The 13,418-nt window shown below is 46.3% G+C and carries 13 protein-coding genes; 10 read left to right on the forward strand and 3 right to left on the reverse strand.

All coding sequences use genetic code 11. The features are described from left to right. Nucleotides 1–106: 106 nt before the first annotated feature. Nucleotides 107–1,474 (reverse strand): hypothetical protein, encoded by a 1,368-nt coding sequence (locus tag IPJ71_01700; protein ID MBK7842400.1) that lies wholly within the window; start codon nucleotides 1,472–1,474, stop codon nucleotides 107–109. Next, nucleotides 1,471–2,373: a glycosyltransferase family 9 protein gene (locus tag IPJ71_01705; protein MBK7842401.1), complete on the reverse strand. Its 903-nt coding sequence runs from the start codon at nucleotides 2,371–2,373 to the stop codon at nucleotides 1,471–1,473. Before IPJ71_01705 ends, IPJ71_01700 begins: the two co-directional genes overlap by 4 nt. A 272-nt stretch (nucleotides 2,374–2,645) precedes the next feature. Here IPJ71_01705 and icd point away from each other — a divergent pair, with 272 nt between their 5' ends. Continuing rightward, nucleotides 2,646–3,986 (forward strand): NADP-dependent isocitrate dehydrogenase, encoded by a 1,341-nt coding sequence (gene icd / locus IPJ71_01710; protein ID MBK7842402.1) that lies wholly within the window; start codon nucleotides 2,646–2,648, stop codon nucleotides 3,984–3,986. Between the two features lie 51 nt (nucleotides 3,987–4,037). Here the strand turns inward: icd and IPJ71_01715 are convergent, their stop codons facing one another. Continuing rightward, the gene (locus IPJ71_01715) at nucleotides 4,038–4,652 is read right to left on the reverse strand and encodes an HAD family phosphatase (protein ID MBK7842403.1); all 615 of its coding nucleotides are present in this window, start codon (nucleotides 4,650–4,652) and stop codon (nucleotides 4,038–4,040) included. A gap of 250 nt (nucleotides 4,653–4,902) precedes the next feature. Between IPJ71_01715 and IPJ71_01720 the strand changes: the two genes are divergently transcribed. From IPJ71_01720 to IPJ71_01760, 9 genes are all read left to right on the forward strand, one after another. Beyond that, complete coding sequence (locus tag IPJ71_01720; protein ID MBK7842404.1) at nucleotides 4,903–5,136, forward strand: hypothetical protein; 234 nt, start codon at nucleotides 4,903–4,905, stop codon at nucleotides 5,134–5,136. 2 nt (nucleotides 5,137–5,138) lie between these two features. Further along, nucleotides 5,139–5,555: a tetratricopeptide repeat protein gene (locus IPJ71_01725; protein MBK7842405.1), complete on the forward strand. Its 417-nt coding sequence runs from the start codon at nucleotides 5,139–5,141 to the stop codon at nucleotides 5,553–5,555. 2 nt (nucleotides 5,556–5,557) lie between these two features. Then, nucleotides 5,558–6,175 (forward strand): MotA/TolQ/ExbB proton channel family protein, encoded by a 618-nt coding sequence (locus tag IPJ71_01730; protein ID MBK7842406.1) that lies wholly within the window; start codon nucleotides 5,558–5,560, stop codon nucleotides 6,173–6,175. Next, the gene (locus tag IPJ71_01735) at nucleotides 6,175–6,354 is read left to right on the forward strand and encodes a hypothetical protein (protein MBK7842407.1); all 180 of its coding nucleotides are present in this window, start codon (nucleotides 6,175–6,177) and stop codon (nucleotides 6,352–6,354) included. The genes IPJ71_01730 and IPJ71_01735 overlap by 1 nt, the downstream gene beginning before the upstream one ends. Nucleotides 6,355–6,373: 19 nt before the next feature. Then, nucleotides 6,374–7,102 carry a hypothetical protein gene (locus IPJ71_01740; protein MBK7842408.1) on the forward strand — a complete coding sequence of 243 codons (729 nt, stop codon included), beginning with the start codon at nucleotides 6,374–6,376 and terminating at the stop codon, nucleotides 7,100–7,102. Beyond that, a complete protein-coding gene (locus tag IPJ71_01745) occupies nucleotides 7,099–8,865 on the forward strand; it encodes a hypothetical protein (protein ID MBK7842409.1) in 1,767 nt (588 codons plus the stop codon). The genes IPJ71_01740 and IPJ71_01745 overlap by 4 nt, the downstream gene beginning before the upstream one ends. Continuing rightward, entirely contained in the window at nucleotides 8,855–9,436 is a 582-nt protein-coding gene (locus IPJ71_01750) for an outer membrane beta-barrel protein (protein ID MBK7842410.1), read from the forward strand. Before IPJ71_01745 ends, IPJ71_01750 begins: the two co-directional genes overlap by 11 nt. A 294-nt stretch (nucleotides 9,437–9,730) precedes the next feature. Beyond that, nucleotides 9,731–10,636: a hypothetical protein gene (locus IPJ71_01755; GenBank protein MBK7842411.1), complete on the forward strand. Its 906-nt coding sequence runs from the start codon at nucleotides 9,731–9,733 to the stop codon at nucleotides 10,634–10,636. Continuing rightward, entirely contained in the window at nucleotides 10,627–13,416 is a 2,790-nt protein-coding gene (locus IPJ71_01760; protein MBK7842412.1) for a hypothetical protein, read from the forward strand. The genes IPJ71_01755 and IPJ71_01760 overlap by 10 nt, the downstream gene beginning before the upstream one ends. The last annotated feature ends 2 nt before the right edge of the window (nucleotides 13,417–13,418 follow it).

The raw sequence follows: 13,418 nt of genomic DNA on the forward strand, positions 1-13,418 counted from the left end.
AATTTAGTGTGCATATTTCGGGACAGAAATAGAGCTTGTAACCTCTTGTTTTGACTGAGTGTCGATGTTGAGGATCTAATGAGATGTCTTCTTATTGGACAATGATTCAATAAAAATAAAGTTGGAAGAGGTGAGCGGCAATCCTTTTGGTGGCTCCTCCTTTTCGAATCACTTCATTTGCGATCTGCCTGCTGATGAGAGAATGATATTCCCGTGCTGAAAGCCATCTCTCCAATTTTTGTTTCCATTGCTCAGGGGAATCTACAACCTCGACCATTTTTAAGCTTTCGGCGCCAGTGGGAGGTTTGCTGTTACCAACGTCGAAGTCGACGTCGACGTTAAAGGCCGGGATTTCCTTAAATTCGATGGCTTCACGGTTGTTGTGATGATGAGGGCCAACGAATGTGAGTGATCCAGAGCCCAATGGCTCCATCACACTGTGGACGGAGTTTCGAAACGAGCCGCCGACAAAAGCGAGCTGTCCCCAAGAATAGAGATCAGCCAAAATACCAACCTCGTCTATCAGGAGAACAGCATTTGGTGTCCACAGGTTCGCCTGAGAGTAGCGTAGTGATTGCAGGCCGAGCTCTGAAAGGCGATGTTCTAAATCCACAAGGTGCTTATTTGTGGGCTCATGTGGGGCAATCATCAGCCTCAGCTGGCCGCTCTCAACAAAGAGGCCGAGGCTAGCAAGAAGAACATCTTCATCTTCGGGCCAGGTCGACCCGGCAATGAGCACGGAGTCTCCTGGAGAAGGTTTAAGTTGCAGCTTGAGAGCAGCGTTGGGGTGAGCCAGACGAAAATGAACCTGATCATATCGAGTGTCTCCCGTAACATAATGTTTGCTATCAAGCTGACTGATTTGACTCAGGTCATCTTGGTCTTGTTGGCTGACCACATGAACTTCATCTAGAAGAGGAATGAGAAGTCGCAAGAGATGTTTGGGTAAAAAAGAATTCAGTTTTTTTTTAGAGAAGGTCGCACTAAAGAGGATCGAAGGAACTTGCGCTCTCCTGCACTGAAAGAGCAATTCTGGCCACAGGTCCGTGCGAGCAATCAAGAGAAGCCTTGGTTTCCACAGCTTAATAAAGCTTTGAGTGGCCGCCTGAGTGTCTAAGGGGAGCGGCTCAAGCCAGTCGACGCCTTTGGTGTTCACAATACTTTTAAAGTGGCTTGGAGAGAAGTAAGTGACCAGAATCGGAACATGAGGCTCACGCTCCTTCAGTTCGCGAATCAGGCTTTTGGCGTATTCGAATTCACCAGATGACGCGTGAATCCAAACTGGCCGGAGCTTTCCCATCCACTGAGGCTTTGGGCGCTTTGAGCTCTCTTGTCGAAGGCGAAAGCCCCTTCGCATTTTCGGTGAAAGCCAGAGTCCAAAAGTAAAAAGAAGGGTCAGCATCAGAGGGACGGCAATCCAGCGATAGAGCCACAAAAACAGAAGAAAAAGCGGACTGATTTTTTTTTTAATCACAGGAGAGACCCTCTCAAAGTGGTCGACACGAGCTGGGGAGAAATATCAACTAAACACTTTTTATAAATAGATTGAGAACATTTTCCACGTCCATCTTTTGTGCAGGGTCGACAGGGGAGATCGATTTCGATCACTTTCGAATTTTTCCAGGAAGGAAAGCCAAAGGCCGTTGGGCCAATGAGAGCAAAAGTGGGCCTGTTCAAATAATCACTTAAATGGAGGACGCCCGTGTCTCCGCTGACGACAGCCTTTGCTTCTCGGATGAGCCGAGAGGTCTCGAGCCAAGAGAGCCTTCCCGCCAAATTGATCGTTCGATCCGGAAACATTTTCTGAATGACTGAGCAGAAGTCATCAGCCGGTCCTCCCACGACAATAAAAATGCGCTCTTCCATTTGACGAATGAGTTCAGCCCAGGACTCAATTGGCCAACGCTTCATTTCCCAGGCGGCCGAGGGCGCGACAACTATCGCTTCAGACAATTTTAGATTTGGGTGCTGAAAAGAAGTAAATAGATTTTCAGGAAGCTCGGGAAGTCGAAGATCACGTCCAAGGGATTCTTGCCACTTGATATTCCATTTTTCCAGAGGCAGAACAAATGACTGGGAAGCGCGAAAGGGCCAAGGCAGAACCTTCCATCCAAGGCTTAAGAGGAACCAGCGTTTGATTCGGTATTTTTTGCGCCTGAGAAATGAAGGCCCGCCAAAAAATGGAAATAATAAAATCCAAGATAAAAGGTGCGATCGCAGATTACAATGAGCATCATAAACATGGGTATAGTTTTCAGACCTCATCTTTATTGCAAGTTTCCACAATCCGAGCCAGCCACTCTTTCTATCAAGACTCAAAATTCGATGGACCCTTGGGTGAGAAGAAACAAGATCAGCTGAGTCATTTCTCACGGCCCAGTGAATTTCAGCTTGAGGAAAACCATTGGCTAAATGATCCGCCGCCGAAAAACACTGGACAATGTCTCCAAAGCTAGAGAAACGCAGAATCAGAATCTTTTTAATTGTCCTGTTCGAGAGAGGGGAGGTGGATTGGTTTGAATTCATGCCGAGGACATTACCGCAAAATGAGGATCTGTCCAATAAAAGGTCAGGGGGGATGTTGACCACATAGGGACCTGGTGTCTAAATAGGGAAATTGTGTTTCATACCTGAAGGAGCCCTTTATGTCTTCTGCATCTGCTGCGATCCCGAAGTTCAAGGACCTGACTCCGCCTCGAGAGGGAGGGACCATTGTTTTTTCGCAGGGTCGGTTCAGTGTTCCCGATCATCCCATTGTCCCATTTATCGAGGGAGATGGAACAGGTCCTGACATTTGGCGAGCCTCAAGAGCGGTTCTCGATGCGGCGGTGCAAAAATCATATCAGGGCAAGAAAAAGATTGCTTGGTTTGAAGTTTATGCTGGAGAGAAGGCTTTTAAGAAATATGGGGATTGGCTTCCTGAGGATACGATCGAGGCATTTCGCCACTATTTGGTTTCGATTAAGGGTCCCTTGACGACACCGATCGGTGAGGGGATGAGGTCTTTAAATGTGGCTATACGTCAAATTCTGGATCTCTACGTCTGCTTGCGTCCTGTTTGCTATTTTGAAGGTGTTCCTTCTCCCGTAAAAAAACCCTCAGATGTGGACATGGTGATCTTCAGAGAGAACACCGAAGACATTTATGCAGGAATTGAATTTGCGCAAGGGACTGAGGACGTAAAAAAGGTTTTAAGTTTCTTGAAAGAGTCCTTCCCAGGATCTTACAAAAAAATCCGATTTCCTGAAACCTGTGGGATTGGAATTAAACCTGTTTCCCGAGAGGGAACCGAGAGATTGGTTCGTTCGGCGATTGAATATGCCATCGCTCAGAAGAAGAAATCGGTGACCTTGGTTCATAAGGGCAATATCATGAAATACACCGAGGGCGGCTTTAGGAATTGGGGCTACGCTTTGGCTGAAAAGGAATTCGGAGACCAAATCTATTCTTGGAACAAATGGGAGCAGACAAAAAAAGGCAAAGGGGAAGATGCGGCCAATGCGGAGCAATCCGAAGCTTTGGCGAGAGGAAAAATCCTGATTAAAGACGCGATTGCTGACATTGCGCTTCAGCAGGTATTGACCCGACCCAAAGAGTTTGATGTCATAGCGACGCTGAACCTCAACGGAGATTATCTTTCGGACGCCTTGGCGGCTCAGGTTGGAGGGATCGGAATTGCCCCTGGAGGAAATATCAATTACCAGACGGGTCATGCCGTTTTCGAAGCGACTCATGGAACGGCTCCAAAGTACGCGGATCAGGACAAGGTAAATCCCGGCTCGGTTATTCTTTCAGGAGAGATGCTTCTTCGTCATATTGGTTGGGATGAGGCTGCTGATTTGGTGATATCCGGACTCGAAGGAGCGATTGGAGCCAAAACGGTGACCTATGACTTTGCTCGTCTCATGACAATGGAGGGAGCAAAGGGTGTTAAAGAAATCAGTTGTTCTCAATTTGGCGAGGCCGTCATCAGTCACATGAGCTAAGTGTGTGCTTGGTATCGAGTCATATGAGACTTGATTTCGAGCCACTCGAGATTAGGCATACCCAAGAACGCCGAGTTGTCGCAGTTGGTGTTTCAGGCTGAGCGGATTGTGATAGTGAAGAGCAAGGAAATTGAGATCCAAGGCCGATTTTACGTTGTCTAGATTGTCATCGATAAAAAGACACTGCTCGGCCCTGAGTTGGAATTGGTTGAGCAGGCGGTGAAATATTTCGGGATCAGGTTTTATGACTTTTTCTTTTCCGGAGAGAATGACCCCGTCAAACTCTTTAAGAAAATCAAAACGTTCCTCCGCAATGGGAAATGTTTGATTTGACAAATTGCTGAGAGCGTAGGTTTTGTAATCGCTGTGGCTTTTGAAATAGCGAAAAATTTCTACAACGGCTGAAATTTCTCCTTTTAACATTTGTGGCCATCTCTCCCAGTACATTTGAATTTCTCTGGCGTATTGAGGGTATTCTAAGCAGCGCTCAGAAATAGCAACCTGAAATGAAAGTCCCGCATCAAGCCGTAGGTTCCACTCGGGAGAGCAAACGTATTGGAGAAAATACTCCATTTCGTCTTCTGATTTAAAGACTTCGCGGTAAAGGTAGCGAGGGTTCCAGTCAACCAGGACGCCCCCAAGATCAAAAATGATATTACAGACCATGGTCTGGATCCTATCACCTGTATTGGTTTGGGCCAAGAATCCAGAGTAAAAAGCGCTCAGAGAATTATCGCAGCGTTCTATTGCGCATCTCTTCTCCTGCTTTGGTCCAGATTCTTCATCAACATTTTATTAAGGTCTTTGAAGTACCGAATTAGCATTCAAGTAGAATAGCTAGAAAAAACCGGGAGACAGAAACAATCAAGCCAGGCTCGCGAGAGCCAAGGGTAGCTGAAGAAAAGTGAAAAATGCGATGCACAAGATAAAGTCTTTAAACCTCAATTTTATCTTAGAACTAGCAAAGATCGGTTTGGCTTTTGCTTGGATCTTATTGTCAGGTTGTACAACGAGCATGTTGACGGTGCAGACCTCGCCCGAAGGGGCCGATGTGTACGTCGTCTATCCGGGACAGCAGCCCTCTCGCCTGGGCAAGACTCCGTTGAGCATGGACAGTTATCCTCTCTCATCTCAGCCAGGGATTCGATAAAATTGATTGTCGAGAAAGAGGGATTTCGCGCCGAGCATTACTTGGTTCCAAAGACTGTCTTTGCTGCGAGTATTCGTCTTGATATTGAAATGAGAGAAAGCAAATTGCCGGCAGCTTGTACGGATCAGGACGCAGCCGTCGAAGAAGTCGCTCGATCGGTGGCTCAGGCTCAGTCTCATATCCAGGCAAAAATGTACGATAACGCACTTCGAATTTTGAAAAATCTCAATGATAAATTCCCGAACTCCAGCGTTGTTTACGACCTTATGGGGAACACTCATTATCTGATGAAAGACTTGGAGAAGGCCCTGATCTCGTATGAAAAATCGCTGAGGCTCAGCCCAAACAATAGCGAAACACAAAGAATGGTGGTTAAGTTGAAACAGATATATTCCATTCGCTCTCCGGCGGGTAATTAGCCATGTTTTACCTGGTTGGACTCATTATAGCAACTTCCAGTGTGGTGGCAGTTGTTGTTCATCTTCAGCAGGCCTACAATAGCTATTGGGACTTTGTGGCTTTTGCGATGGTGTTGGGTGGAACCATGGCCGTCGCAACAATTATTGCGCCCTGGGATATCTACCGCGATTTTGCACGAAATCTGAAGAGGTTGTTCGTCTATGTGGCACCATCTCAGAGAGAATTTTTACAACTCTGTCTAGATATTATTTCCAAACATAAAAATGGTCTAAAAGATTTCAAGGTTGATCCGTCACGTCTCGAGCAGAGAATTCTTCGCGATGGGTTCGAATTGATCTCTCTTGGATTTAATCCAGATAAAATTGAAATCATTTTAAAGGAAAGAGTCTATCAAGCAAATGAGCGAAATTTTAGGGTGAGCGCGATTGTCCGTTCATTGGCAAAATATCCTCCAGCATTTGGACTTGCTGGTACGGTCTTTGGACTGGTGCATCTGATGCGCGGGGTTTCAGAGGGAATGAACGCAAAGGAGACGGGCATTCGGATGGCGATTGCCCTCGACGCAACACTTTACGGACTGATGGTCGCCAACCTGTTCGTGAATCCAGCGGGGAGTTAATGAATAGGTTTGCGAAGATGGACGAAGTCCTTGCAGAAATTGCGATTCAGGCCGTTCTTTTGGCGGCAGACGGCACTCCCGTTCTAGAGGCGCAGGAAATGTTAAATTCTTTTGTTGATACGGATCAGAGAATCGACTTGACCGCAATTACCGAATTTCCGAGCGCAGGCGCTGCGTGAAAGCAGAACAGAAGGAGATATGAGAGCAATCAGTCGCAATTTACATAGAGCTCACGAAGAAATTGACACGGAGGGGACGTGGGCGATCAGTTATGGTGATATGGTGACCCTACTTTTGAGCTTCTTTGTTCTTTATTTTACCGTGGATCAAAAGGCCGATCAAGCACAACACCTTCAAGAATCCCTGATGGCAAGTTTAAAAAGTCTTTCTGACAAGGACAAGCCCATCGATAAGAGTTCCTATAAGTTGCATATTGGAGAGGAAAAATCGACAGAAATTGACCAAAAAATAATTGATCAATTGGGCGCCAAAGTTCATCAGGTGGGACAGAAAATTATTATCGAATTTCCCGGTGTTTCCTTTTTTGATATTGGAAAAATTGATTTGCGGTCAGAGGGTATCAGGATGCTGAGCGACTTTGTGACGGCCTATCTTCCTTTTGCGGGGAAATACAGCCTGGGCGTTCACTCCTTTACGGACACTCGACAGGTATTGAGAACAAAAAATCGGCGATTCAATGATAACCTTGAACTCTCGGCCTTGCGGTCGGTCGCTGCGATGAGGATCCTGCAGTCGAGGGGAATTCCCCTTAATGCCATGAGGATCAGCGGATTGGGTGAATTGGAGGTCACTTCGGAGGAACTCAAGGCCTCGGGTGTCAATTTCTTGAGTGGAGACCCCAGAGACCTCGCTCGAAAGGTCGTATTGGTTGTTGAGCCTGCCGTCGAACGTGGAGGTAAGGGGTGAAAAAATCAGTTGTCGCATCATTTCTCTTGTCGTCTCTTTTGCCTCTTGCAGTGATGATTCCGTCGGGCGTTTGGGCTCAGAATGACACTCGTCACCCGCGGGTGGCTGAGCTGGAAGATCAGTACAAACGACAAGCGATGGATTTTCTGAAATCTCGATTTCCTCATCTGCCATTTTCAGTTGTTGTCAGTATTGACCCTCTGAGGCGAGTTTCGGCTGACAATTATCAGGCGAAACAAGAGGCTTTGCCGTATTATTTACTACAAGATGAAGAGATTCGGGATGAGTGGGATGATCCCAACGCGACTTTGTATGTGTTGAGCAGACGAATTAAATCTGTTCAGGTTTCTGTTTCAGTGCCCTCATCGGTCGCTGATGAGGAACTTTCCGAAATCAAAGAGACTCTCATTTCTTCTTTGAGACTTGTTCCAGCCAGAGATAAGATAGAGATTTTGAAGCGTTCCTGGTCAGGACTGCCGAATTTTTCAGTTTATGCAGGAATTGGTTTGGCAGCGATCCTTATCTTTCTTCTCGGACTTTATGCGATCACCCGTATGTCCTTGCGTCGAATGACTCGTTCTTTTAGCGAGTTGCAGACGTCTTTGGGGTCAAAAAACAGTCAAGCTTCTGTGAGTCCTCCGCCCGTGGTGTCTATGGCAGATGAAAATAAGAATAGCGGAATGGGTGGCGGTGAATTTCGCTTTACGGATCCGATTAAGATCAGAGAAGTCATCGCTGGTCGAGTGCATGAGTTACTCTATTCTGATGAGTTTCCTCGTCTCGAGGATATTGTAAATTTGGATCGGTTTGCACAGAATGACTCTCGTTCCACCGGAGCACTGATTTCTGAATTTCCTCTCGATATGCAACGTCGGTTATTTTCTCTTGGAAGGGGAGAATACTGGATGGAGGCCTTTATCGAACCAGGAGAATTGGTTCCCCAGTGTTTGGAAATTCTTGAACGTCTCTGTCGAGTTCAAAAATCAAAAAGAGGGAAGGAATGGGAAGCCTTGCTGATACAAATTTGGCGAATGGATGAGTTAACTAGAGTGAGATTTCTACGGACAATTGAGCAAGAGGAATCGATGGCCATCGTTCATTCGATGCCAAAAAATGTTTCGGTTCCAACGGCCCGTCAGGCCTTTCCTGGAAGTTGGGGTGCCGTCTTAGATCCTCAATTTCGTCCCACTAAGGTTACTGTGGAGCGAATCAAGAAAATCGGTGAAAAAGCGATGGAAATTTTACCTCCAGTTCCGTTTGAGATACTTGAAACATACAGGCAGGAAAAGGATCTCATTGCCTATCTCAATGTCTCTGACGTGGCGGCAGAGAGAGATATCTATCGAGCATCCCCAGAAACGGCAATGATTCATCGAATAAGACCTCCCTTTTATCGTGTTGTGCAAGATGATAAAGCTCATATGGAGCAATTTGTTAATATGATTAGCTTAGACGATTGGGCTTTGGCTCTGTTTAACGTGAATCGAAGTGAAAGAGCAAATATAGATCGGCATTTTTCAAATAAGCAGAAATTCATTTTTATTGAAAAACTGAAAGCCCTTGATTCAAGAAACCCTGAGCTTCGTCAGATAGGATTGATCAGGGAGAGGATAGCCAGGAGCTATGCGGAGTACATGAAGGGGTTAAGTCTCAATCAAAAAGCTGTGGATGTCGAGAGAGCTCAGGAGAATGAGCCTGACTCTCAGGTTGAATCTGATAACGAGCAGAATGACAGTGGAGATACAGAAGAGAATGTCGCCTAAAATTGGAAAATTCAAAAAATCAATTTGGGTTTTCGCTTGTCTTGTTAGCGCGCTGGCTGTCTCGACTCAGAAAGCTCGCGCGACAAAGATAGACGTGATGACAGGTTGGTACAGCATAACGGCCGAAACGGCCACAGCCAGCAGCGAAATTTCAAATTTTGGACTCTATCGAATTAACTATATGATTTCACTGCTTCCAAAATTGGAATTGATTGTTGGCTACAGTTTAATGATGAGCGACATCTTAGGGGGAGATTTGGGCTTCGGAATCGATGGCTCCTTTGTTTATTATCCGATTAGCACCAGCTGGAGGATATTGGCTGCCGTCGACAACGCTAAAATGAGTGTTGACGGCATATGGAGGCCCTATTTGGGAATGGGCTTTTCACAGAGACAATTTCAATCAGTGCAGAGCACCTACGCTGGTTTTTCGTTCAATGTGGGCGTTGAGAGATCCTTGGCCAGAGCTTTTGATATAAAGGGAGAGATTCGCTATCTTTTATTGCAGGGCACTCGTGATTCCACTGCGACCGAATTATCTGCAGTCGGTGGAGTCGTATTCTCCTTTTGAGATGATACTTTCGAGACATATCTCAATTCGATTTTTTTGAATTAATATAAATTCTCCGAATTGGAATGCATCGGTCTGACTCAGTTTATCCAACTGAGTCATATTTGTGAGTGAATATTCAGTCAAGAAATGTCGATTAAAGGTGTAGAATGGTCCAATGAATAGGGATTTAAATAATGTGTTAAGGATTTTTTGAAACCCATTTTATCCGCTCCGAACTGAGGACTTTAAATCAAACAAGAGGTTTGACTGGGGTCTAGATGAGGTGCGTGAACTATCGCTTGGAGATTCGTTATGGCGAATGTCAAATGGATGAAAAAAGTTAAAGAGAATCGCGCTGCGAAGGGGTCCATTCATAGTTGTCTGATTCTGCATTCATGTTTCAGGTCAATTTTAGTTTCGCTCTCGTTTGCGATGTTGGCTGTTTCTGTTTCGAGCTGCAAGAAAAACAGTACGGCTTTCGATTTTCTTGAAGAAGAACCATCTATTTCGGCTGGAGAGGTTGATATAATTGGATACACCCCTGAAAGTGATCCCGTGGTGGTCGCAGATGGAAAATCAACGACATTTGCCGTATCTCTTGGACCCACAGCCGGAGCCGAAGTTACCTACGTCTGGAAGCTAGATGCTGTTGAGGTGGCCTCTTCGTCAAATCCGTTCTATGTTCTCAATGGATCCTCGGTCACCTCTGGCTCTCATTCGCTAGTTGTTGAGGCGCGGAATACCAAATACGCGGCTTCGAAGACTTTCAATGTTCGCAAGAATGCCGCCCCAGCTTTGTCATTGACGACTCCTGGCGCCACTGGAAATTCTGTCAACGTGAACGGATCAATCAGTTTTTCTGTTCAGGCAACCGATTCAGATGGAGATTCTCTTTCCTATACTTGGAAACTCAACGGAGTCGAAGCGCCGAGTCTCTTTGCGGTGACAAGTTCGGCTGGCACCTCGACTGCCATTTTTTCTCCAACTCTGACTCAGGTCGGTTCGGGTACAATTAAAGTTGAGGTCTACGACGGAAATGATACCACCTCCTATTCTTGGGGAATCGACGTTGTAAACCCCATCACTGCAGCGATCAACAGCTACAGTCCGACGACCGCGCTCGTTATTGTGACTTCAACTGGGAGCGTTGCTTTTAGCATCAGTGCAACAGCAAAAACCCCACAGTTTATAGCTGGAAACTTGATGGAGTGGCCGTAGGAACAGCAACAAATCTCTACACCTTAACAGGAGCCGGGTTGACTGTTGGGAGTCACACTTTGATCGCAAAGGTCGAGGATTCAGACAGTTCAGATACCCATACCTTTTCGATTAAGCGCAATGCTGCCCCTGTTCTTTCTAATCCGGTGGCAACGCCGAGCTCCCAGGTTATTAATTATGGATCTCAGATGACCCTCACTATTGATGGCACGGACGGGAATTCGGATTCACTCAATTACACTTGGACTTTAAATGGCAATCCAAGCGCCACACTTTCAGCAAGCAATACGGGAACAGGGAGTCAGGTGATTTTTCAGCCAAACGTTTCATTGACTGGAAACCACACGATATCAGTTTCAGTGACGGACAATACCGAAACGGATAATTATTCATGGAGTGTGAGTGTCAATCGCTTTACGGACGCTTGCAATCAATTGACTTCCGGAAAAATTTGTACCTTGGTTGGAGTTCCTTCTGGCGGTTCAGGTCTCAATCCTGTGGATGATCAAACCAAACAAAAAATCTACCCTCGAGACGTGATCGATGATGGGTCTGGAAACTGGGTCTATGCTGACAGTCACAACAATGCCGTTTGGTTTTATAACCGTTCAGGATCGGATATTGTTCGCTTGGGCAAGACAATTCCAGCTGGTACAACGGTTATGGTTGTGGGTAACGGCGCCATAGGCAGGACAGATGACTTTAGCACGTATAACAATTTTAAGTTATACAATCCCAGCGGCATTGCCTATGATGCGGCAAATGACCGACTTTTTGTTGCTGATATCAGCAGCAATCGCGTCGCAAAAATTGATTCAACGGGAGTTGCATCGACTCTGCTTGGAACCTTTGGAACCGGTCAGGGAGGGGCAACCAACAATCAAGACACAGCAGGGACAACGCATGTCTGTGGCTCTCCTCGTGACTTGGTCTACCTCGATCCGGATGTCTATGTGACCTGTTCTCAGTCTAATTCTATCAAGAAGGTTAATGCGAATACCGGACTTGCTCGAGTTGTTGTGGGCACAGTTGCATCAGGGTCGACAGCCGCTGGAAATGGAGAAGGAACCGCAGGGAGTGGTGCTGGAACAGCTCAGGTGAATGCTCCTCAAGGCATCGAAAAAGACTCTTTGGGAAATATCTATTGGACAGAGGTGGGATCGGGAAATGACTGTCGGCTGAGGGTTTGGAATCGCACGGGCGGTACAATTAACTTTTTTAATTCCACAGTCTCGGTGCTTTCTGGCCAGACGGGTACGCTAGCTGGATCGACTACTGACTGCACCTATGTGGGCGGTGCCCGTGCAGCTCTTCGTTTGGGACAAGTTTACGGACTTGGAGTTCACGAATCGGGCGGAATTGTGCAAGGGTTCTTCTTGCCGAGTTATAACTATCATCGCGTGATGTATGTGAACAATTTGAATTCCAGTCAGCTTCATGGCGGAACGACAGTCAACGCCCTCGAGGGCGCTACTGTTTTAGGAGATGGAAACGCTGCGTACAATGGTGATGGGGCTCTTGGAAATCTTGTTCGCGTTTATAACCCATTTAACATGTCTATGACTGCCTCTGGAAACGATGTTCTTCTTGCGGACTACTCGAATCTGCGAATACGTCGAATGACCTTGGCCTCAGGATTGGTATCCACAGATGTGGGTGCTGGTCGTTTGCGCTACGGGCTTGTGGGTGGTGCCGATGAAAGTGCAAGCGAGGCTGTTCTCAATCTGCCTTACGATATGTCTATCGATGCGGGAAATAGCAAACTCTATTTTACAGATAGCGGAAACTACCGAATTCGCCAGGTCGATTTGATTACGGGTTTGGTGTCGACAATTATTGGAGAAGGAATTTCTGGAGATGGGAATATTCAAAATGAGGATCCATCAAATGTGAGGATGCGAGACCCGCGTGGTGTGATTCCGTTTGGAAGCCATCTCTTGTATTCAGATGCGACATCAGGGAATTGTCTTGTGAGAGCCTATAATCGAGCTGCCACGGCACAGACTATCTTTGGCGTGACGGTCAACTCAATGAAAGTATCTACAGTGGCTGGAAACATCATTAATGGTTGTGCCACATTTCAAGGAAGTGGAGGGGCTGCCACCAATGCGAGGCTTCGCAATCCTGAAGGGATTGTCTCAGATGGGACAAATCTTTTTATCGCAGATAGTGCCGATGATTGTATCCTAAAGGTATCTTCATCCGGAATTATCACTTCCTACTTGGGAACATGCAATTCTGGAAACTATGGGGAGGGGCCGCTGGCTGGGGTTACTTTGAATGATCCCACTTCATTGGTCTTTGACCCGAGTTACCCAGGCACAGGTAATTTCTTTTTTGTCGATCAGACAAATCAAGGAACAGCGAGAATTAGGTATGCCAATTACACAGGGGCACAGGTAACAATTGCGGGTGTTCCTGTTAATGCGAATAGTGCAAATACGATTTTTGCCGAGACTGGAACTCCGAGACTTTTTGGAATTGCGGCTTTTTCAAACCAGCTGTGTTATTCTTCTGGTCATACAAATGGCCTGAACGGAAATCACAATGTCATCTGTCGAGATCGCAGTTCTGGGCTTGCTCCGGTTACGCTCAGGGCTGGATCTATTTTGGGTGATGTCAAAGGATCTGGTGGTCCTCTGCACTATGAGCATGAAGGGGTTGATGCTTTCCAGGCACTTCTGAATAGACCCGGAGGATTGGCTTTTGATGCGTCGGGGAATCTCTATATTGTTGAGCGAAATAACTCATTGATTCGCAAAGTAAAACGTTGGTTTTAGTT

It is taken from the genome of Bdellovibrionales bacterium (genome assembly GCA_016714165.1).
Classification (GTDB): Bacteria; Bdellovibrionota; Bdellovibrionia; order Bdellovibrionales; family UBA1609; genus JADJVA01.

What these genes read in the sequence shown, in the direction of transcription:
- icd (MBK7842402.1), top strand. Translation starts at nt 2,646, where the DNA reads ATGTCTTCTGCATCTGCTGCGATCCCGAAGTTCAAGGACCTGACTCCG.
- IPJ71_01735 (MBK7842407.1), top strand. Translation starts at nt 6,175, where the DNA reads ATGAATAGGTTTGCGAAGATGGACGAAGTCCTTGCAGAAATTGCGATT.
- IPJ71_01715 (MBK7842403.1), bottom strand. Translation starts at nt 4,652, where the DNA reads ATGGTCTGTAATATCATTTTTGATCTTGGGGGCGTCCTGGTTGACTGG.
- IPJ71_01740 (MBK7842408.1), top strand. Translation starts at nt 6,374, where the DNA reads ATGAGAGCAATCAGTCGCAATTTACATAGAGCTCACGAAGAAATTGAC.
- IPJ71_01720 (MBK7842404.1), top strand. Translation starts at nt 4,903, where the DNA reads ATGCACAAGATAAAGTCTTTAAACCTCAATTTTATCTTAGAACTAGCA.
- IPJ71_01730 (MBK7842406.1), top strand. Translation starts at nt 5,558, where the DNA reads ATGTTTTACCTGGTTGGACTCATTATAGCAACTTCCAGTGTGGTGGCA.
- IPJ71_01755 (MBK7842411.1), top strand. Translation starts at nt 9,731, where the DNA reads ATGGCGAATGTCAAATGGATGAAAAAAGTTAAAGAGAATCGCGCTGCG.
- IPJ71_01750 (MBK7842410.1), top strand. Translation starts at nt 8,855, where the DNA reads ATGTCGCCTAAAATTGGAAAATTCAAAAAATCAATTTGGGTTTTCGCT.